21 protein-coding genes are annotated in these 18,677 nt (G+C 72.0%); 10 read left to right on the top strand and 11 right to left on the bottom strand.

Annotated elements, in window-relative coordinates; translation table 11 throughout:
* The first annotated feature begins 19 nt into the window (after positions 1-19).
* Positions 20-400, top strand: a complete 381-nt coding sequence (locus QRY02_RS41840) for a DUF2203 domain-containing protein (RefSeq protein ID WP_285988216.1) — start codon at positions 20-22, stop codon at positions 398-400.
* 9 nt (positions 401-409) lie between these two features.
* Entirely contained in the window at positions 410-1,024 is a 615-nt protein-coding gene (locus tag QRY02_RS41835) for a class I SAM-dependent methyltransferase (protein WP_285988215.1), read from the top strand.
* Position 1,025: 1 nt separating this feature from the next.
* Here the strand turns inward: QRY02_RS41835 and QRY02_RS41830 are convergent, their stop codons facing one another.
* Both QRY02_RS41830 and QRY02_RS41825 read right to left on the bottom strand, forming a co-directional pair.
* On the bottom strand, positions 1,026-1,535 hold the full coding sequence (locus QRY02_RS41830) for a hypothetical protein (RefSeq protein ID WP_285988214.1): 510 nt from the start codon (positions 1,533-1,535) through the stop codon (positions 1,026-1,028).
* An 84-nt stretch (positions 1,536-1,619) separates the two neighbouring features.
* Positions 1,620-2,033, bottom strand: coding sequence for a DUF2000 domain-containing protein (locus tag QRY02_RS41825; protein WP_285988213.1), 414 nt, complete (start codon positions 2,031-2,033; stop codon positions 1,620-1,622).
* Between the two features lie 50 nt (positions 2,034-2,083).
* Between QRY02_RS41825 and QRY02_RS41820 the strand changes: the two genes are divergently transcribed.
* From QRY02_RS41820 to QRY02_RS41810, 3 genes are read left to right on the top strand one after another with little or no spacing between them, the layout of a single operon-like run.
* Positions 2,084-2,860 (top strand): helix-turn-helix transcriptional regulator, encoded by a 777-nt coding sequence (locus tag QRY02_RS41820; RefSeq protein WP_285988212.1) that lies wholly within the window; start codon positions 2,084-2,086, stop codon positions 2,858-2,860.
* Positions 2,861-2,899: 39 nt separating this feature from the next.
* Positions 2,900-3,385 carry a DUF2165 domain-containing protein gene (locus QRY02_RS41815; protein WP_285994076.1) on the top strand — a complete coding sequence of 162 codons (486 nt, stop codon included), beginning with the start codon at positions 2,900-2,902 and terminating at the stop codon, positions 3,383-3,385.
* A gap of 4 nt (positions 3,386-3,389) precedes the next feature.
* Complete coding sequence (locus QRY02_RS41810; protein ID WP_285988211.1) at positions 3,390-3,971, top strand: HhH-GPD-type base excision DNA repair protein; 582 nt, start codon at positions 3,390-3,392, stop codon at positions 3,969-3,971.
* On the opposite strand, the gene QRY02_RS41805 is transcribed toward QRY02_RS41810, so the two are convergent.
* Together QRY02_RS41805 and QRY02_RS41800 are read right to left on the bottom strand one after the other, a co-directional pair.
* The gene (locus tag QRY02_RS41805) at positions 3,968-4,528 is read right to left on the bottom strand and encodes a hypothetical protein (protein ID WP_285988210.1); all 561 of its coding nucleotides are present in this window, start codon (positions 4,526-4,528) and stop codon (positions 3,968-3,970) included. The genes QRY02_RS41810 and QRY02_RS41805 overlap by 4 nt on opposite strands.
* Positions 4,525-5,019: a TrmH family RNA methyltransferase gene (locus QRY02_RS41800; protein ID WP_285988209.1), complete on the bottom strand. Its 495-nt coding sequence runs from the start codon at positions 5,017-5,019 to the stop codon at positions 4,525-4,527. The genes QRY02_RS41805 and QRY02_RS41800 overlap by 4 nt, the downstream gene beginning before the upstream one ends.
* 198 nt (positions 5,020-5,217) lie before the next feature.
* On the opposite strand from QRY02_RS41800, the gene QRY02_RS41795 reads away from it, so the two are divergent.
* Positions 5,218-5,406, top strand: a complete 189-nt coding sequence (locus QRY02_RS41795) for a DUF1918 domain-containing protein (protein WP_191312265.1) — start codon at positions 5,218-5,220, stop codon at positions 5,404-5,406.
* Here QRY02_RS41795 and QRY02_RS41790 read toward each other — a convergent pair.
* A complete protein-coding gene (locus tag QRY02_RS41790; RefSeq protein ID WP_285988208.1) occupies positions 5,403-6,581 on the bottom strand; it encodes an MFS transporter in 1,179 nt (392 codons plus the stop codon). The genes QRY02_RS41795 and QRY02_RS41790 overlap by 4 nt on opposite strands.
* A 109-nt stretch (positions 6,582-6,690) precedes the next feature.
* On the opposite strand from QRY02_RS41790, the gene QRY02_RS41785 reads away from it, so the two are divergent.
* Together QRY02_RS41785 and QRY02_RS41780 are read left to right on the top strand one after the other, a co-directional pair.
* Positions 6,691-7,014, top strand: coding sequence for an ArsR/SmtB family transcription factor (locus QRY02_RS41785; protein WP_285988207.1), 324 nt, complete (start codon positions 6,691-6,693; stop codon positions 7,012-7,014).
* A 184-nt stretch (positions 7,015-7,198) separates the two neighbouring features.
* Positions 7,199-8,383, top strand: a complete 1,185-nt coding sequence (locus QRY02_RS41780) for an MFS transporter (RefSeq protein WP_285988206.1) — start codon at positions 7,199-7,201, stop codon at positions 8,381-8,383.
* Here the strand turns inward: QRY02_RS41780 and QRY02_RS41775 are convergent.
* Together QRY02_RS41775 and QRY02_RS41770 are read right to left on the bottom strand one after the other, a co-directional pair.
* On the bottom strand, positions 8,380-8,703 hold the full coding sequence (locus QRY02_RS41775) for a DUF3017 domain-containing protein (RefSeq protein ID WP_285988205.1): 324 nt from the start codon (positions 8,701-8,703) through the stop codon (positions 8,380-8,382). The genes QRY02_RS41780 and QRY02_RS41775 overlap by 4 nt on opposite strands.
* Positions 8,703-9,557 carry a bifunctional methylenetetrahydrofolate dehydrogenase/methenyltetrahydrofolate cyclohydrolase gene (locus QRY02_RS41770; RefSeq protein ID WP_285988204.1) on the bottom strand — a complete coding sequence of 285 codons (855 nt, stop codon included), beginning with the start codon at positions 9,555-9,557 and terminating at the stop codon, positions 8,703-8,705. The genes QRY02_RS41775 and QRY02_RS41770 overlap by 1 nt, the downstream gene beginning before the upstream one ends.
* Positions 9,558-9,780: 223 nt before the next feature.
* Between QRY02_RS41770 and QRY02_RS41765 the strand changes: the two genes are divergently transcribed.
* On the top strand, positions 9,781-12,816 hold the full coding sequence (locus QRY02_RS41765) for a glycohydrolase toxin TNT-related protein (protein ID WP_285988203.1): 3,036 nt from the start codon (positions 9,781-9,783) through the stop codon (positions 12,814-12,816).
* A 47-nt stretch (positions 12,817-12,863) separates the two neighbouring features.
* On the opposite strand, the gene QRY02_RS41760 is transcribed toward QRY02_RS41765, so the two are convergent.
* Complete coding sequence (locus tag QRY02_RS41760) at positions 12,864-13,451, bottom strand: pentapeptide repeat-containing protein (RefSeq protein ID WP_285988202.1); 588 nt, start codon at positions 13,449-13,451, stop codon at positions 12,864-12,866.
* A 24-nt stretch (positions 13,452-13,475) separates the two neighbouring features.
* A complete protein-coding gene (locus tag QRY02_RS41755) occupies positions 13,476-13,943 on the bottom strand; it encodes a VOC family protein (RefSeq protein ID WP_285988201.1) in 468 nt (155 codons plus the stop codon).
* A gap of 39 nt (positions 13,944-13,982) precedes the next feature.
* Between QRY02_RS41755 and QRY02_RS41750 the strand changes: the two genes are divergently transcribed.
* Positions 13,983-14,669: a class I SAM-dependent methyltransferase gene (locus QRY02_RS41750; RefSeq protein WP_502874300.1), complete on the top strand. Its 687-nt coding sequence runs from the start codon at positions 13,983-13,985 to the stop codon at positions 14,667-14,669.
* Here QRY02_RS41750 and QRY02_RS41745 read toward each other — a convergent pair.
* Together QRY02_RS41745 and QRY02_RS41740 are read right to left on the bottom strand one after the other, a co-directional pair.
* Positions 14,641-17,946 (bottom strand): error-prone DNA polymerase, encoded by a 3,306-nt coding sequence (locus QRY02_RS41745; RefSeq protein WP_285988200.1) that lies wholly within the window; start codon positions 17,944-17,946, stop codon positions 14,641-14,643. The two genes, QRY02_RS41750 and QRY02_RS41745, sit on opposite strands and share 29 nt — an antisense overlap.
* A complete protein-coding gene (locus tag QRY02_RS41740) occupies positions 17,947-18,675 on the bottom strand; it encodes a hypothetical protein (protein WP_285988199.1) in 729 nt (242 codons plus the stop codon).
* Positions 18,676-18,677 lie beyond the last annotated feature (2 nt).

Here is an 18,677-nt window from a genome sequence, read left to right as displayed (position 1 = left end):
CCGGTGGCATCATCGGCGAATGGGACTGTTCACCGTCGCGGAAGCGCGCGACGAACTGGCGCGCCTGCGGCCGGTCCTCGACGAACTGGTGCGCGTGCGGGCCGACGCCGCCGAGCTCGCGGCGTCGCTGCGGCCAGGCGGCCGCGGCACGGAGCTGGGCGGATTGCCCGAGTGGAAGGCCGCCCAGGCCCGCCTCGACGACCTGATGACGACGGTGCAGCGCACCGGCGCCGAGCTCAAGGGGTTCGCGCCGCTGCTGGTCGACTTCCCGGCCGAGCTGGACGGCACCGACGTCCTCCTGTGCTGGCTCGAAGGTGACCGCGAGCTGGGCTGGTACCACCGCGCCGACCTCGGGTTCGCCGGCCGCCGTCCGCTGAAAACCGCTGGTGGTCCCGGCTAGGTTGGGTTCGTGAGCGACGAATCCCGGGCCGCCTTCTTCGACGGCACAGCCGAGCACTACGACGACGACACCTTCCACGCCCGCGTGGCCGAAGCGCTGGTCGAGCCCCTGCCCGATGGCCCGGAGCTGGTCCTCGACGTCGCCACGGGAACCGGTTTCGCGGCGTACGCGGCACTGCGGCTGAAGCCCGCGCGGGTGCTCGCTGTCGACCTGTCGCCGGAGATGCTGGCGCGAGCCGAGGCCAAGTCGGAGCTCGACCCCGAGCAGCGGATCTCCTGGCAGGTCGCGCCCGCCGTGCCGATGCCGGTCGAGGACCACTCGGCCGACGTGGTGCTGTGCGCGTCCTCCCTGCACTTCCTGGGGGCGACGGCGTTCCCGGACTGGCTGCGCGTGCTGCGTCCGGGCGGGCGGCTGGCGTTTTCGGTGGTTTCCGGGGCCCGGTTCAAGCCCTCGGGACCGTTCGCGGAGCTGGTGCCGGACGATCTGAAGTTCCCGCACGACGAGGCCGAGGCGGCGGCACTGGCCTCGTCGGCGGGCTTCGTGGACGCTTCAGCGCGGACGTTCACCGTCGACGACGGCGAGCGGGTCCGCAGCGTGTTCCTGGTGCACGCGACGGCCCCGTGACTCAGGCGTGGAAGTGGACCTCGCCGCGGGTGGCGGGGCCGTCCGGGCTGCCGCAGTGCTGGACGAACGTCACGTCGACGTCGGTCGTGCGGCCGTCGGCGTCCTTGTCCAGCCGGTCGATGGTGAAGTCCGCGTAGTCGTCACCGCAGACGTTGCCGTGGGTGTAAACGAAGATCCCCGGGGTGTTCAGCGCCGGGTCGCTCTGGCCGCGGAAGCGCGCGCCGGTGTACGTGCCGGTGTGCAGGGTCTCCCCGGCCGGCGCGCTCAGCTCGACGTTCAGGTCCTTCAGGCCCGACTGGACGTCGATCCACAGTATGCCTTGGGTGGACTCGAAGACGGCGATCTCGTCGCCCGGCGCCGCGTACTGCGCGCTGCCCTCCAGTGGCCAGGCGCCGTCTTCCGAGGTGTAGGCGACCGTCTGCAGCGAGTCCGCCGAAGCGGCCGGCACGAGCACCGAGCCCAGCCCGGCCGCCGCCGTCAGGACCACACACGCACGACGAAGTGAATTCACGGAACCTCCCCATCCCGAGCCGCTCTCCGCGGCGCTGCCGATCATGCTGCCAGCTCACCCGGCCGGGGGATAGAGCAGTTTTACTCAGCGGTGCAATGACGCGCCCTTGAGGATCTTGTCCACGGCGTTCTTCGGCCCGTGCACCGCCAGCCCGGCCAGCGCCAGCTTCTCCCCCGGCACCTCGCGGACCGCCGCGCGGTTGTCGGCGTCGTTGCCGGTGTGGAACAGCTCGTCGGTGAAGATCGAAAACCGCAGGCCGCGGCCCAGCGCACGGCCGTGCGCCGCGGTCAGGACGTCCGCCGTGCCGGAGAAGACCAGCACCGGCTGGCCGAACATCGGCAGGTACTCGGTGCCGTCGGCGTCGGCGTACGGCTCGCCCATCAGCTCGGGGGTCACGTGGGCGATGCCGCTCACCAGGAACGCGGTGACGTTCAGCCGCTGCCAGGACGCCAGGTCGTCGCGGAGCAGGACGGCGATCTTCGTGTCGAAGGAACTCATGCCCCGAAGACTCGCCCGGGCGCGACGCCCGCGTCTTGTACGTTCTTGACATGGCGCACGTCGAAGCTTGGCGGCCGGCGGTCCCGGGGATCGCCGAGGTCTTCCACGCGCGCTTCACCACGCACGCCTACCCGCTGCACACGCACGACACGTGGACGCTGCTGATCGTCGACGACGGCGTCATCCGCTACGACCTCGACCGCCACCACCACGGCGCGCTCGGCCCGGCGGTGACGCTGCTGCCGCCGAACGTCGCCCACGACGGCCGCGCCGCGACCAGCCACGGCTTCCGCAAGCGCGTGCTCTACCTGGACACGCCGGTGCTGGGCGAGGACCTGATCGGCGCGGCGGTCGACCGGCCCAGCCTCGCTGACGGCCTCCTGCGCACCCGCATCCACCAGCTCCACGAGTCCCTCGCCGAGCCCGGCGACACGCTCGAGGCCGAGAGCCGGCTGGTGCTGGTGGCCGACCGCCTGCGCACCCACCTGGGGAAACCGGCGTCGCCCGAGCCGAAGCGCGGCCTCGCCGACGACCTCCGGGACCTGCTGGACGCTCATCTGCCGGAAGCGCTCACGCTCGCCGAAGCGGGCGAGACGCTCGGCGCGCACCCGGCGTACCTCGTGCGCTGCTTCGGGGCGCGGTTCGGCCTGCCGCCGCACCGCTACCTGACCGGCCGCCGGGTGGACCGGGCCCGCCGGCTGCTGCTCGGCGGCACCCCGGCCGCCGAGGTCGCGACGGCGGCCGGGTTCACCGACCAGGCCCACCTGACGCGGCACTTCAAGCGGTACCTGGGCACGACGCCGTCGCGCTACGCGAAAACCCGGTGACGGCGTCGTTACGATCCGGACACGGGGTTCCTCGCCAGGATCGGCGGCCTGCGGTTCGCGGTCACCGTCCTCACCGGCATGACCGCGCTCCAGATGGCGCTCATCGCGTTCGGCAACATCACCGACTTCGGTACGAACCAGGCGTTCGTCCAGCACGTGCTCGCGATGGACACGACGTTCCGCTCACCGGACATGATGTGGCGCGCGATCACCAGTCCGGGGCTGCAGAACACCGCCTACGTCGTGATCATCACGTGGGAGGTGCTGACCGCGGTGGTGCTGATCGCCGCGTTCGTGGCGTGGCTTCGCGGGAGTGTTTCCGCCGGGCGAACGCTGTCGACGCTCGGCTGGGTGATGTGGGTGCTGCTGTTCGGCGTCGGCTTCCTCGCCATCGGCGGCGAGTGGTTCCAGATGTGGCAGTCGGAGAAGTGGAACGGGCTGCAGCCGGCGCTGCAGAACTTCCTCATCGCGACGGTGGCGCTGGTCGTCGCCCACCTGCCGGAGAAGCAGGCTGTGTCAAGATGACCGCATGCTGCGCGAACTGCACCTGACCGGCGACCCGGCCGCCGACAAGCTGCTGAACGACGACCCGTTCGCCCTGCTCGTCGGGATGCTCCTGGACCAGCAGTTCCCCATGGAGCACGCCTTCGCCGGCCCGCGGAAGATCGCCGACCGGATGGACGGCTTCTCCCTGGCGAAGATCGCCGCGACCGACGTCGAGACGTTCGTCGAGCTCTGCGTGATCCCGCCCGCCATCCACCGCTACGGCGGTTCGATGGCCCGCCGCGTCCACGCGCTCGCCCAGCACATCATCGAGACCTACGACGGCCGCACCGAGGGCATCTGGCTCGACGGCCGCCCGAAGCCGGACGGTCCGGAGGTCCTCAAGCGGCTGAGGGCCCTGCCCGGTTTCGGTGAGCAGAAGGCGAAGATCTTCCTGGCCCTGCTGGGAAAGCAGCGCGGCATCCAGCCGAAGGGCTGGCGCGAGACGGCCGGCGCGTACGGCGACCGCGGCTCGCGCCGGTCGATCGCCGACGTCACGAGCGCCGAAACCCTCGCCGAAGTCCGCGCGTTCAAGAAGGCCGCCAAGGCCGCGGCCAAGGCGGGCTAACGCACCCACACGCGCAGCGGGCCCAGCGGCTCCGCGCCGTGGGCCATGGCGTTGCCGAGCGCCTCGCCGTGTTCGTAGCCGACCACCGGAAGACCCGGGAAGGCGCCGGCCACCGCGGCGACCGCACCGGGCCAGTCGTCGTCCGCGCCCGAGAAGTTGGACAGCCCCACCACCCCGTCGCCGCGGTGGGCGACGACCACCGCCGAGCCGCGGGACAGCACCGCCACCGAGTCGTCGCTCGGGAAGCCGTGGCCGGCCACTCGCCGCCAGCCCGGCTCGGGCACACCCGGCCCGCACGCGATCCACGTCGCTTCGAACAGCACCGAGAACCCCGGCAGGTCCAGGGTCGCGAAGCTGTCCTTGACGGAACACCCCGCGGAGCCGTCGACGAACGGGAGGATGTCGGCGACGGTGGCGTCCGGGGTCAGCGTCACCGCGTCCGGGTAGTACTCCGGGGTGCGGCGCGGGCTCGTCCACGCCCGCGGGCCGAACTTCCCGCCGCACACCAGATCGCACCACGCTGCGCTTTCCGCGACCGTCCACTCCAGACCCGTCACAGCAGGCCGGCCAGTTTGTACAGCACCAGACTGCCCGCCACCGCGACGTTCAGGCTGGCGCCGGTGCCGACCATCGGGATTTCGACGACGCTGTGACAACCGGGGCTTCGCCCCGGGCCGGGGGCTTCGCCACCCGGACCCCCGAAAGCGCTGTCGAGCAGGTCGAGGACCTCCGGCGGGATCCCGGTCTGCTCGTGGCCGAGCACGGCGATCGTGCGGCCGCGGGCGGCGGGCAGGTCGGCCAGCCGGACGGCTTCCTCCGCCAGTTCGACGCCGACCACCCGGGTGCCCGCCGCCCGTTCGCGGGCCAGCCAGCCCGGTGGGTCGTGCACCCAGTGCACACAGGCCGGACGCCGCAACGTGTTTCCCCTCCGCAGCGCTTCGGGCACCCACGGGAACCGCGGGACGGCGAGACACGCCCCGACGGCGTCACAGGTGCGCAGGAGAGTGCCGAGGTTCACGCCGTGCAACGGCCACAGCGGGGCGGCCACCAGGTGCCCCCAACAGGAATGGGCCTTGCTCCGCCGGGCCTTCCGCAGCTCTCGAGGCGTGCGGACCCGGACCGAAGGGCTCACCGGCGCCGAGGCGCGGCGCCTCCGAATTCACTGATCATGACGCGGATTCTAACCCGTTCGCGGGGTCCACGGGCGGAGTTTCCGCTCCTACCCTGGACCTGGAGGTGAAGCCCCATGCACGCAGGAGTAGGAGACGAAATCCAGGTGCACGGCCGGACGGTGGGAGCGGCCGAGCAGCGCGGCGAGATCCTCGAAGTCCGTGGCCCCGACGGCGCCCCGCCCTATCTGGTGCGGTTCGCCGACGGGCACGAAGGGCTCGTCTACCCCGGGCCCGACTGCGAGGTCCAGGCGCACGCCGACTAGCCGACGGCGACCTGTTCCCGAGGCTCGCGGACCCGCCCCCACGCCGCGCCCACCAGCAGCAGGGCGACGAGGGTCAGCGCGGCCGCGACCTCGGGCAGCAGCAGCGGCCCGCCCGACGCGAGCACCGCTCCGCCGACCACGCCGGACAGGCCGACGCCGAGGTAGATCGCCGAGGCGTTGAGCGAGAGCACCAGCCCGGCGTGGCCCGGTGACAGCTCGATCAGGCGGTGCTGCACCGGCGGGTTGAACGACCACGTCGCCAGCCCCCAGACGAACAGCGAGATGCCGGCCGCGACCGGCGTCGCCGTCGTCAGCGGCAGCAGCGCCATCACCGCGGTGATGGCCACGGTGACCACGAGCAACGGCTTCCGCGAGCCCCAGCGGTCGGTCGCCCGGCCGCCCGCGAAGTTGCCGATCGCGCCGCCGACGCCGTAGCAGAAGAGCAGCACCGTCACGGTCGTGCCGTGCACGCCCGCGGTCGCCGCCAGCAGCGGCGAGACGAACGTGTAGACCATGAACGCGGCCAAGCAGGCGAGCACCGTCGTGGCCAGCATGACGAGCACCCGCGGGTCCCGGCCCGCGGCGAAGCGCTCGGCCAAGCCGACCCGTGGCGGGGCGGCGACCGCGGGCAGCGCGATCCGCACGGCCAGCGCGCTCGCCAGCGAGAACGCGGCGACCAGCGCGAACGCCGCCCGGTAGCCGAGGTGCTGGGAGATGAGACTGCCGAGCGGGACGCCGAAGATGAGCGCGACGGTCAGGCCGCCGAACACCAGCGCGACGGCACGCCCCCGGCGCTCGGGGACGGTCAGCTCGGCCGCCACGGCGCTCGCCGCCGGGGTGAACACCGCGGCGCCGACCGCGGTCACCACCCGGGCGACCAGCAGCGAGCCGTAGCCGGGCGCGAGCGCGGCGAACAGGTTGCCGGCGCCGGTGACGGCGAGCGCGGCGACCAGCAGCGTGCGGCGTTCCCAGGTGCCGGTGGCGGCGGCGAACAGCGGCGAGCCGATCGCGTACGCGATGGCGAAGGCGGTCACGAGCTGCGCCGCGGCCGTGGCCGAGACGTGCAGCTCCCCGGTCAGCGCGGGCAGCAGCCCGGCGACGATGTAACCGCTGGTCCCGACGCCGAACGCGCCGAAGGCGAGGACGGAGATCCTCGAAGGAGCAGGTGCGGACATGGGTTGAGCCCCCAAGCGAAGCAGGGATTGGTTCGACGAACGTCGTAGTTCGACAGTCACCGTACTACGACTCGGCCACCAATTTCGACCGGCGTCGTACAATGGACCCATGGCCAAGCACGCGACCCTGCCGCCGCTCCACTACCCGGCGCGGGAAGAGATGACCGTCGAAGGCGTGCTCCGCGCCCTCGCCGACCCGGTGCGGCTGGCCATCGTCCGCCAGCTGGCGGCGACCGATCAGGAGATCTCGTGCAGCGGCCTGACCGTGCCGGTGACGAAGTCCACACTCACCCACCACCTGAGCATCCTGCGCCAGGCCGGGGTCGTGGCCGGGCGCCAGGAAGGCACCACCAGGTTCAATTCGTTGCGCCGCAACGATCTTGACGCCCTGTTCCCGGGCCTGCTGGACGGCGTTCTGGCCGCTCCGCGCTGATCACCGCGTCAGGAGTGCGGATCGTCACCCGATATCGGGATGACAACGGACCCCCTCCCTTGTTGGACTGGGGCGTAGGCAGCTCACGGCGCTGGGGCCGAATGGCTGCCTCTCTTTATGCCCCCGTACTGAACCGATCCAGAGATCGGCTCGGTAATCGTTTACCCACCCTGGAAGGAGTGCCGTGCCCGTCGCGCTGCTCGCGCTCGCCATCGGAGCTTTCGGCATCGGGACCACCGAGTTCGTCATGATGGGCGTGCTGCCCCAGGCGGCCGCCGACTTCGGCGTCGACATCCCGACCGCCGGCCACCTCATCTCCGCTTACGCCCTCGGCGTCGTCGTCGGCGCCCCCCTGCTCACCGCGGTCGCCGTCCGGCTGCCGCGCAAGACCATGCTGCTGGCCATGATGGGCCTGTTCACGGTGGGCAACGCCCTCTTCGCGCTGTCCCCGAACCAGGAGTTCGGCATCGCGTTCCGGTTCCTGGCCGGCCTGCCCCACGGCGCGTTCTTCGGCGCCGGGGCCGTGGTCGCCTCCAGCCTCGTCGGCCATGGCGAGCGCGCCAAGGCCGTGTCGCTGATGTTCCTCGGCCTGACCCTGGCGAACGTCATCGGCGTGCCGCTGGGCACGCTGCTCGGCCAACAGGTCGGCTGGCGCGCCACCTTCGGCGTCGTCGCCGTGATCGGGCTGGCCGCGATCGCCGCCATCGCGAAGCTCGTCCCGCACCAGGGCAAGCCCACCGCCGATGCGTCGCTCAAGAACGAAATCAGCGCCTTCAAGCGCCCGCAGGTGCACCTGGCGCTGGCGATCGTCACGTTCGGGCTGGGCGGCGTGTTCGCCTGCCTGTCGTACATCACGCCGATGCTGACCGACGTCGCCGGCTACTCGCCGTCGAACGTCACCCTGCTGCTGTCGCTGGCCGGGGTCGGCATGACGATCGGCAACCTGCTCGGCGGCCGGCTGGCCGACCGCGCGCTGATGCCGAGCCTGTACATCGCCCTGCTGGCGCTGGCGTCGGTGCTGGGCATCTTCACCATCACCGCGCAGGGCAAGGTCGGCGCGGCGATCACGATCTTCTTCGTCGGCGTCGCCGGGTTCATGATCGGCCCGATGATGCAGGCGCGGATCATGGAAAAGGCGGGCGGCACTCCGTCCCTGGTGTCGGCCGCCGTCCAGTCCGCGTTCAACATCGCCAACTCGATCGGCGCCTACCTCGGCGGCCTGGTGATCGCCGGCGGCCTCGGCCTGGTCGCCCCCAACTGGGTCGGCGCGCTGCTCGCGGTCTTCGGGCTCACGCTGGCGATCGTTTCGGGCACGTTGGACCGCCGGGAAGCCCGCGCCGAACGGCGGGAACTCGCCCTGGCGTCCTAAGAGGAGCCGAGCGGGCCGCCGATGATCGTCAGGGCGACGTACAGCACCGCCACCGCCAAGCACGTGAACGTCACGACGTCGACGAGCTTGCCCCGGATCGCCAGGAGGCCCGCCCTGGCCGTCGGCAGCGCCACCCGCAACACCGCGGCGAGGAGGAGCGCGGCGCCGATCAGCGCCGTGCCCTCCCGCCAGTGGTACTGGAAGATCCGCAGCGCCGCGACGGCCACCACCAGCAGCACCACCGCGAACGGCAGCTGGCTGAACCGGCCTCGCCCGCTCCGGCGGTCGCCGATGTCCCGCCGGTCTTCGGTCATGGTCATCAGCCTTGAACCGAGCGTTCCGCCGCCTCGACGACGTTGCTGACGAGCATCGCCCGCGTCATCGGGCCGACTCCGCCCGGGTTGGGCGAAATCCAGCCGGCCACCTCGGCCACGTCCGGGTGAACATCGCCGGTGAGCTTGCCGTCCACGTGGGACACGCCGACGTCGAGCACCGCGGCGCCCGGCGCCACCATGTCCGGCGTGATGATCCCCGGCACCCCGGCCGCGGCGACCACGACGTCGGCGCGGCGGACCTCGGCGGCGAGGTCGCGGGTGCCGGTGTGGCACAGGGTCACGGTGGCGTTTTCGCTGCGGCGGGTCAGCAGCAGGCCCAGCGTGCGGCCGACGGTGATGCCGCGGCCGACCACGGTGACCCGCGCGCCGTTCAGCTCGACGCCGTGCCGCTTGAGCAGCTCGATGATCCCGTACGGCGTGCACGGCAGCGCGCCCCGCTGGCCCAGCACGAGCCGGCCGAGGCTGACCGGCGCGAGGCCGTCGGCGTCCTTCTCCGGGTCGATCCGCTCGAGCACGCGGTTCGCGTCGAGGTGCTTCGGCAGCGGCAGCTGCACGATGTAGCCGTGGCAGGCCGGGTCGGCGTTCAGCTCGTCGATGACGGCTTCGAGCTTCTCCTGGGTGATGTCGGCCGGCAGATCGCGGCGGATCGAGTTGATCCCGATCTTGCCGCTGTCGGCGTGCTTCATCCGCACGTACGAGTGCGACCCCGGGTCGTCGCCGACCAGGACGGTGCCGAGGCCGGGCGTCACCCCCTTCGCGGCGAGGGCCGCGACGCGGGGCTCGAGCTCCGCGAAAATGGCGTTCTTGGTGGCCTTGCCGTCGAGAATCTTCGCCGTCACGGGCCCCATTCTGGCAAAGCGGCCCCCGCGCGTCGCTTCCAGGCGCGGGTGGTCGCAGCCCGTAGAGTGATCGCTACCCCACACGGTCCACTCGCGACGATCACCGCGATCAAGCTGTGATGTACCGCACGTCGCATCACCCGAGGTCAGGCCCGGTGCCACCGGGTCGCCGGGCGGCAAAACCCACATGCGGGGTGCACTCACGCGCGCGAGCAGTCAAAATGTGCGGGTGGCACAACCGACGACGCAGCTGAACGCGACCGAGCAGGACACCCTGGTCAAGCAGATCGGACTTGCCCTGCTCCGTGCCGCCCCGCGCGACTGGCGCAAGGTCACCGCGGAGTACCGAGCGGTCGGCAGGTACCACGAGCTGACCGGCGAGATCGTCACCGAGGACGGCACGGTGCACGAGTGGCTCGCCACCCACGACATCGCGACCCTGTTCGGCAGGCTCCGCGGTGGCATGTACCGCGACGGACGCGGAACGTGGTTCAACGCGCGCTACCAGCTCGACCACCCGTCCAGCTACAACCTCGAGTACAACCGCGACGAACCGGTGTGGAACCTCGCGCCGCCGCCGCAGGCCTACTCCGACGAGCTGCGGATGTTCCCGCGCACCGAGGAGAACGTCCCCGAATGGCTGATCCGGCGGATGTCCGGGCTCGGCCCGGAGCAGCCGGGGCCGCACTTCCGGATCGCCCGGATCTTCGACACCGTCGGCCCGGCCGGCCGGCCGGTGATCAACCGGCCCGACCTCGAGGTCGACGAGCAGGACCGGCTGCTGGAGTACCTCGAGCACGCCCCGCTCGTGGTGCCCGAGCGCGGCTACGACATCGACCGGCTGGCCGCGACGCCGGAAGCGACCGTCCCGGTCGCCTTCCACAGCGACGGCCAGTGGATCTGGCCCGCCGCCGTCAACTTCTACCTCCACAAGTACGGCGTTTCGCCCGAACCGGACCTGGTCGAGCACGTCCGCGCGGTCGGCTTCGCGCTGCCGCCGGTGGACGAGCCGACGCTGCAGGCCGCCGCCGCGTACCTCACCCGGGGCAACCAGCCGCCACCGCAGCAGCAGCGCCCGGCCGGGCCGCCGCCCCAGGGACCGCCCCCGCAGGGGCTGCCGCCCCAGAGCCCCCCGCAGCAGCAGGCGCCCGCGGGCCCGCCGCCCGTCGCGCCCCCGCCCGTCGCGCAGCAGCAGCCCCAGGAACCGCCCGCGCCGGTGGAAGCACCGCTCTCGGTGCACGCGCCGGCCGAACCGGAGGCGCCGGCCGAAGAGCACGAATACGCCGAAGAGGGCTTCGACGAGCAGGAGTTCGAAGACCGCTTCGCCGAAGAGGACCACCAGTACGGCGACGAGGAGTACGCGCAGCAGCCCGAGCACGCGGCCGGGGCGAACGGCTCGTCGCCGGAAGCGGGCCGGGTACCCGACCTGGAAGAGACCGCGGAATACGTCCCCGACCAGCCGATCGGGCAGGAACAGCAGCCGCCGCGGGACGGCGAGCCCTTCCCGCGGCGCGACGACGAGCACGCCGCCTTCCAGCCCCCGCGGGAAGACGAGCACGCCTTCCCGGCCGAGCAGGCGTTCGAGCCGGGTCAGGCCCGGCACGACGAGGAACCGGCGGACCACCGGGAGGACGAGCCGGCGCACGCGGCGTTCGACTCCGGTCCGCCCGGGCCGGACGACGAGGCGGGGCACGCGTTCGACACGGGCCGGCCGCAGCAGGACGACGAGCCGTCGCACGCCGCCTTCCAGCCCCCGGGCCACGAGGACGAACCCGACTTCTCATCGGGCCAATCGCCGCGGCACGACGACGAGCTTTCGCACGCCTTCCAGGCCGGCCTGCCGCCGCACCAGGACGACGAGCCCTCGCACGCCTTCCAAGCCGACCGGCCGCCGCAGCGCGACGACGAGCCGTCGCACGCCTTCCAAACCGGCCGGCCGCCGCAGCGCGACGACGAGCCGTCGCACGCCGCCTTCCAGCCGCCGCGGCACGAGGACGAGCACGCCTTCCAGCCCCCGGGCCAGCCCGGCCGGCCGGACGGTGAGCCCTCGTTCCAGCCGCCCCGGCGAGAGCAGGCCGCGTTCGACCCCGGGCCGCCGACCATGATCACCCAGCCCGAGGTGCCCGGCGTGCTGCCGGTGCCGGAGCCGCCGGCACCCCAGCCCGCCGCCCAGGCCGAGCCGCCCGCTCCCCCGCGTCCGGGCCGCCGGGCGCTGCGCCGCGAAACTCCGGACCACCCGGTGCTCGCCGGCCTGCAGGCCAAGCTCGACGAGCTCGACGTCCCCGAAAGTGGCTACAAGCTGGGCGAACCCGCCGAGCACGGCTGGAGCGTCGAAGAGGTCGATGACGGCTGGCGCGTCGGCTGGTACGACGGCAAGCTCAGCAACCCCGCGGTGTTCGGCGACGCCGAGGACGCGGCCGCGTTCATGCTCGGCAAGCTGCTGCTCAACCCGGAGGGCCACCTGCCCCCCGAGGAGCCGCCCGCGCCGGAACCGGAACCCGAGCCGGAACCGGCCGCCCCGCAGCGGGTCGTCGCGACGCTCTCGCCCGAGGTCGCGACCGGCTCGTACCCGGTCCGCAAGCCGGTGCCGCCGCAGGAGCAGACCGCGTTCACCAGCGCCGACGAACTCTTCGGCGACCTCGAGGACGACGAGCCGCCGGCCCCGCCGCGCCAGCCGGCGCCGGTCCCGGCCGGGCCGCCGCCGATGGCCCAGCAGGCCGGTCCGCCGCCCGCAGCGCCCGCACCGCCCCGGCGCGAACCGCCGTCGGCGCCGACGGTCCTGGCCCCGATGCCGCAGGGTGTCCTGCCGGTGCCACCGCCTCCTCCGGCAGGCGCGCCCGCGCTGCCGCGCCGGGACGAGCCGGCCCGCCCGGCCGTCAACGGTGGGGGGAGCGGAGGCCAGCAGCAGTGGCCGATCGGCCCGCTGGCCGGTGAGCCGCCGCTGACGCTGTTCCGCGGCAAGGAGCTGCGCGAACTGCCTGCCGGCAGCGAGCTGGACCGCTTCGGCGGCCCGAACGGCAACCTGACGTACGCGGCGGGCACGCCGTTCGCCGAGCGGTCGCTGGTGCCGGAGTGGATCAACCGCCCGTACCACGTCTACCGGGTGCAACGGCCGCTGGAGGCGCTGGCCGGCGTCGCGATCCCGTGGTTCAACCAGCCGGGCGGCGGGTCGGCGTACCTGCTGCCGGCGTCGATCGAAGAACTCCTGGCCGAGGGCGACCTGATCGAGCTCGACCCGGGCGAACCCCCGATCGATTGAGTGCTTTGCGAAGGCCCCGGCAGCGCGCTGCCGGGGCCTTCGTGGTTTCAGCGGATGACGAGCCCGTGCGCGGCGGCGAAGGCGATCGCCGTTTCGACGTCGACCTCCGCGCCCCGCAGATCGGCTTGGACCAGGGCATTCGCGTCGAGCCGCGCACCGCGCAGATCGGCGCCCTCGAGCTTAGCGCCCTGCAGCCGGGCGCCGGTCAGGTCGCTGCGGCGCAGGTCGGCGCCGGTGAGATCGGCTTCCGTGAGGTTGGCTTCCCGCAGCCGCAGGCCCGACAGCCCGAGCTTGCGCAGCCGGGCCTTCGCCAGCGATGTGAGGGAGAGGTCGCACTCGGTGAGCGCGATTCCGCCGAACCCGCAGTCGGTGAACGACGTGCCGAGCAGCGAGCACGCCGTCCAGCGGCTTTCGGCGAGCACCGTCCGGTCGAAGGTGCACGAGCGGAACGCCGAGGCGTCATGCCGGGAGCGCGACAGGTCGGCCCGGCTGAAGGCGCAGTCGTCGAAGGTGCAGCCGCGCGTCCGCAGCCCGCTCAGGTCCGCACCGGTGAAGTCACAACCGGTGAACCGCCGCTTTTCCCACCACTGCCCGGACAACACCGCTTCGCGGTAGTCCTCCCCCGTCTCCAGCACGGCCCCAGGGTGCCACACCGCCGGCTAGCCCCTCCCACCCTGGACGTAGTTCATCGCCGCGACGTACTCGGGCAGCTGCGCGCGGCGTGCCATCTCGGCTTCGTCGAGGTTTTCCAGCCGCGTCTGGAGCCACCACAGGTTGCCGAAGGGGTCGCGCACGCGGCCCACGCGGTCGCCGAAGAACAGCACCGTCTGCCGGGTGACCTCGGTGGCGCCCGCTTCGATCGCGCGCCACTGGGTTTCCTCGCTGTCCGGCACGTAGAGCCGCAGGAAGGCCGGGGTGGCGGCCCAGCCGTCCGGAGAGTCGAACGCCATCACGACCGCGTCGCCGATGCGCGCTTCCGCGTGCCCGATCTTCCCGTCCTCGCCGACGACCCGGCCGAGTTCCTCGGCGTCGAAGGCACTCTTCAGGAAATCGAGCAGACCGGCGGTGTCGCGGCCGATGATCCACGGGGTCACCGTCGTGTAGCCGTCGGGAACGGGGTTGACCATGTTTCCTCCTCGGTTCGTCGCTTCGAACCTAAGGCGGAAATAGGTCGGTTCCTGACCGCTCGGCTCATTACACTGATCATGGCCGCCGAGTCCGTCCTCGACGTCGGGTGCGGCACCGGTTCGCTGCTGCACTGGGCACGCGAGTCCGGCCACGAAGGACGGCTCGCCGGGCTCGACCCCGCCGAGGGCATGCTCGCCCAGGCGCGCCGCCGGGACGACATCGAGTGGGTGCACGGCGATTTGTCGACCGCGTCTTGGGACGGCGAGTTCGATTTCGCGGTGATGACCGGGCACGCGTTCCAGGTCCTGCTGACCGACGACGAGCTGCGCACGGCGTTCTCGGCCGTTTTCCGCGCGCTGCGCCCCGGCGGCCGGTTCGGCTTCGACACGCGCAACCCGGCCGCCCGGGGCTGGGAGCGCTGGACGCCCGAGAACGTCTGGGAAGCCGGTGAGGTCCGCTCGTGGAACGACGCCGGGCCGTTCGAAAACGGGTACGTCAGCTTCAGGACGACGTACGAAAGCCCGGACTGGGACGCGCCGCGCCACAGCGAGAGCACGTTGCGCTTCCTCGACGTTCCCTCGCTGAACGGGTTCGTCGAAGAAGCCGGGCTGGTCGTCGACGAGCAGTACGGCTACTGGGACCGTTCACCGGTGTCGGACACCAGCCCGGAAATCGTCACGATCGTCCGGCGCCCCCTCACCGGAAGTCCCGCGACTTCGCCTTGATGCGCATCGGCAGCGGTTCGACGCGGTGGGCGAGGACGCTGACCACGCCGTCGGCCTTCTCGAGCACCCCGCGGATCAGCAGCGCCGGGCTGCTGCGCGCGACGCGGTGGTAGCGCTGCCAGAGCCCGAGCGTGCAGATCACGTTGACCATCCCCGTTTCGTCCTCGATGTTGAGGAAGGTGACGCCGCCCGCGGTCGCGGGGCGCTGCCGGTGTGTGACCGCGCCGCCGATCAGCACGCGCGCGCCGTCGTCGAGGTCCGCCAGCCCGCTCGCCGGCACGACGCCGAGCTCGTCGAGGCGGTCGCGGATGAACTCGGTCGGGTAGCTGTCCGGCGACACCCCGGTGGCCCAGACGTCCGCCGCCGCGACGTCGAGCCCGTCCATCCCCGGCAGCACCGGCGCCCGCGCGCCGACCAGGCCGGGCAGCCGCTCCGGGCGTTCGCCGGCGACGGCGCCCGCGGTCCACAGCGCCTGACGGCGATCCCCGCCGAACCCGGCGAACGCACCGGCCGTGGCCAGCGCCTCGATCTGCGGCGTGGTCAGCCGCACGCGGCGGGCGACATCGGCCATGTCGCGGTATTCGCCGTTCTCCGCGCGCTCGGCCACGATCCGCTTCGCGAGCTCTTCCCCGATCTTGCGCACGGTGCTCAGCCCGGTGCGCACGTCGTGGAACTTTCCCGTGCCCGCCTCCAGGGTGGCGTGCGGCAAGCTCCGGTTGATGTCCGGGCCGTGCACGGTGACGCCGTGGCGCCGCGCGTCGGCGACCAGCGACTGCGGTGAGTAGAACCCCATCGGCTGCGCGCGCAGCAGGCCCGCCAGGAACGCGTCCGGGTGGTAGAACTTGAAGTAGGCGCTGGAAAAGACCAGGTGCGCGAAGCTCAGCGCGTGGCTTTCCGGGAAGCCGAAGTTCGCGAACGCCTTGAGCTTCAGGAAGATCTTCTGCGCGAGCTCGTCAGCGACCCCGTTCGCGGCGGCGCCCTCGAGGAACCGCTGCCGCAGCAGGTCCATCTTCCGGTCCGACCGCTTCGACCCCATCGCGTGCCGCAGCTGGTCGGCCTCCGCCGCGGTGAAGTTCGCGACGTCCAGCGCGATCTGCATCATCTGCTCCTGGAACAGCGGCACGCCCTTGGTCTTGTGCAGCGCCTTCTCCAGCAGCGGGTGGTCGTAGGTCCACTCCTCGCGGCCCTGCTTGCGGCGGATGTACGGGTGCACTGAGCCGCCCTGGATCGGGCCCGGCCGGATCAGGGCGACTTCGACGGCGAGGTCGTAGAACTCGCGGGGCTGCAGCCGCGGCAGCGTCGCCAGCTGCGCGCGGCTCTCCACCTGGAAGACGCCGATCGCGTCGGCGCGGCACAGCATGTCGTAGATCTTCTCGTCGGCGAGGTCGAGCTCGGCCAGGTCGATCTTTTCGTTCTTGTACTCGCCGACGAGATCGATCATGTAGTGCAGCGCGGACAGCATGCCGAGACCGAGCAGGTCGAACTTGACCAGCCCGGCGGCGGCGCAGTCCTCCTTCTCCCACTGGATCACGCTGCGGTCGGCCATCCGCGCCCACTCGACCGGGACGACCTGGCTCACCGGCTCGGCGCACATGACCATGCCGCCGGAGTGGATGCCCAGGTGCCGCGGGAAGTCCTCCAGGGCGAAGGCGAGCTGCAGGACCTCGTCCGGGATGTCGTGGTCGTGGTCCTTTTCGGTGTTCTGCAACGAGCCCCAGCGGTCGATCTGCTTGCTCCAGGCGTCCTGCTGGCCCGGCGAGTAGCCCAGTGCCCTGGCGGCGTCGCGGACGGCGGACCGGGCGCGGTAGGTGATCACGTTCGCGACCTGGGCGGTCCGCAGCCGGCCGTGTTTCCGGAAGACGTACTGGATGGCTTCCTCGCGGCGGTCGGACTCGATGTCGAGGTCGATGTCGGGGTAGCCGTCCCGGTCCGGGGCGAGGAAGCGCTCGAAGAGCAGTTCGTAGGCGACGGAGTCGACCTTGGTGATGCCGAGGGCGTAGCAGACCGCCGAATTCGCGGCCGAGCCCCGTCCCTGGCACAGGATGTCGTTCTCCCGGCAGAACCGGACGATGTCCCAGACGATGAGGAAGTAGCCGGGGAAGCCGAGCTCTTCGATGATGGCGAGCTCGTGCTTGATCTGTTCCTTCGCCCGTTCTTCGTGTGGCTTGCCCTTGAACCGCCCTTCGGCGCCGGTTTTCGTCAGTTCCCGGAGGTAGGTCGTTTCGGTGTAGCCGTCGGGGACGTCGAAGGGCGGCAGCTCGGGGGCGATCAGCTTCAGCGGGAACGCGCATTCCATGCCGAGCAGGGCACTGCGCCGGACGGCGCCGGGGTACCGCCGGAACAGGACGTCCATTTCGGCGCCGCTGCGGAGGAAGGCCGTCCCGGCGGCGGGCAGCCAGCCCTCGAGTTCGTCGATCCCCCGCCGGGCCCGGATCGCGGCGAGAGCATCGGCGAGCGGAGCACGTTCGGGCCGCGCGTAGTGGGCGGCGGTGGTGGCCACGGTCGGCAGGCCCAGTTCGCCGGCGAGCTGCGTCAGGAGGTCGTTGTGGGTGCTGTCCAAAGGCTGGCGGTGGTCGGTGAGCTCGACGTAGACGTTGTCGCGCCCGAAGCGGTCGACGAGGATTTTCAGCTGCTCCGCGGCGGCCGCCGGGCCGTGCGCGACGAGGGCCGAGCGCACCGCCCCCTTGCGGCAGCCCGTCAGCACCACGCACTGCCCGGCGACCTCCTCGGCGACCGCGCCGAGGTCGTAGCTGGGCCGTCCCTTTTCGGCCTGGTGGTGGATCTGGCCGGCGGTGATGGCCCGGCAGAGGGCCCGGTAGCCCTGGTCGCCGCGGGCGAGCAGGAGGAGGTGCTCGCCTTCCGGATCGGGAACGCCGTTCTGCGGGCTGCGCAGGCCGAAGCTGAGCTCGGTGCCGAACACGGTGTCGACGCCGAGTTCCCGCGCGGCCTCGGCAAAGCGCACGACGCCGTACATGCCGTCGTGGTCGGTGAGGGCGATGGCGTCGAGTTCGAGCCGTGCGGCCTCTTCGACGAGTTCTTCGGGGTGGCTGGCGCCATCGAGAAAGCTGAAGTTGGAGTGGCAGTGCAGTTCGGCGTAGGGAACGCGGACGGTTTCGGCGCCATCGTCGTTGCGCCGGGCGGGAAGGTCGCCGGGTCTTTGGTAGCCCTCGCGGTGCCGGCCCCAGGCGGGGCTGTCACCGTGGTCGCCCGGCGGCCCCCCGCCGGCGAGGGTGCGGGCGAGGTCCTTCCAGCGGACGGGTGGGTTGTTCCAGCCCATTCAGTGACTCCCGGGCTGCTCGCGCCGCTGGTCCTCGTCCGCCCGGCGCCGACGGTGCCAGTTGGTGGGGTGGTTCCAGCGGGATCGGGCCTCGGCTTCGGTCATGGGGCTCGCCGGCGCCTCGGCGCGGCGATCCGCGTTCGTGGGATGGTTCCAGCGGCTGCGCGCCTCGGCATCACTCATGCGGCTTGCATCCGGTGGCTCCGCACGGCGGACCGCGTTCGTGGGACGGCTCCCCTCGGCCTCACCCACGCGGCTTACATTCGGTGGCTCCGCGCGACGGACCGCGTTCGTGGGATGGTTCCAGCGGCTGCGCACCTCCGCGTCACTCATGCGGCTCACATCCGGTGGCTCCGCACGGCGGACCGCGTTCGTGGGATGGCTCCCCTCCGCCTCGCCCACGCGGCTCACATCCCGCGCCTCCGCACGGCCGTCCACCCTCGCGGGCGGGCTCCAGCGGATCTCGATTCCGCTGATGCGGCACCCGTTCTCCCGCGACGCGCGCGGGACCGGGAGCGCGATCACCGGGCAGACCCACTCGTCGTCGTCCGGGGGCGTCTCCGGGAGCTGCCCGCGGACCGTCCACCGGTCGGGCGTGTCCGCCCGCTCGTCCGTGGCGGGCTCGGGGATCTCGCGCAGCCACTCGCGCTCCTCCGGTGTCCCGCTCGGCGTGGGCCCGGGCTCGGCTCGCAGCCAGTTGCGCAGCTTTCGTGCGTAGTCCTCGTCCATGC

Source organism: Amycolatopsis sp. DG1A-15b (assembly GCF_030285645.1).
Taxonomy (GTDB): Bacteria; Actinomycetota; Actinomycetes; order Mycobacteriales; family Pseudonocardiaceae; genus Amycolatopsis.
This window is presented reverse-complemented; position numbering and strand designations above follow the sequence as displayed.

What these genes read in the sequence shown, in the direction of transcription:
- QRY02_RS41840 (WP_285988216.1), top strand. Translation starts at nt 20, where the DNA reads ATGGGACTGTTCACCGTCGCGGAAGCGCGCGACGAACTGGCGCGCCTG.
- QRY02_RS41825 (WP_285988213.1), bottom strand. Translation starts at nt 2,033, where the DNA reads ATGAGTTCCTTCGACACGAAGATCGCCGTCCTGCTCCGCGACGACCTG.
- QRY02_RS41820 (WP_285988212.1), top strand. Translation starts at nt 2,084, where the DNA reads ATGGCGCACGTCGAAGCTTGGCGGCCGGCGGTCCCGGGGATCGCCGAG.
- QRY02_RS41810 (WP_285988211.1), top strand. Translation starts at nt 3,390, where the DNA reads ATGCTGCGCGAACTGCACCTGACCGGCGACCCGGCCGCCGACAAGCTG.
- QRY02_RS41795 (WP_191312265.1), top strand. Translation starts at nt 5,218, where the DNA reads ATGCACGCAGGAGTAGGAGACGAAATCCAGGTGCACGGCCGGACGGTG.
- QRY02_RS41790 (WP_285988208.1), bottom strand. Translation starts at nt 6,581, where the DNA reads ATGTCCGCACCTGCTCCTTCGAGGATCTCCGTCCTCGCCTTCGGCGCG.
- QRY02_RS41785 (WP_285988207.1), top strand. Translation starts at nt 6,691, where the DNA reads ATGGCCAAGCACGCGACCCTGCCGCCGCTCCACTACCCGGCGCGGGAA.
- QRY02_RS41775 (WP_285988205.1), bottom strand. Translation starts at nt 8,703, where the DNA reads ATGACCATGACCGAAGACCGGCGGGACATCGGCGACCGCCGGAGCGGG.
- QRY02_RS41755 (WP_285988201.1), bottom strand. Translation starts at nt 13,943, where the DNA reads ATGGTCAACCCCGTTCCCGACGGCTACACGACGGTGACCCCGTGGATC.
- QRY02_RS41745 (WP_285988200.1), bottom strand. Translation starts at nt 17,946, where the DNA reads ATGGGCTGGAACAACCCACCCGTCCGCTGGAAGGACCTCGCCCGCACC.
- QRY02_RS41740 (WP_285988199.1), bottom strand. Translation starts at nt 18,675, where the DNA reads ATGGACGAGGACTACGCACGAAAGCTGCGCAACTGGCTGCGAGCCGAG.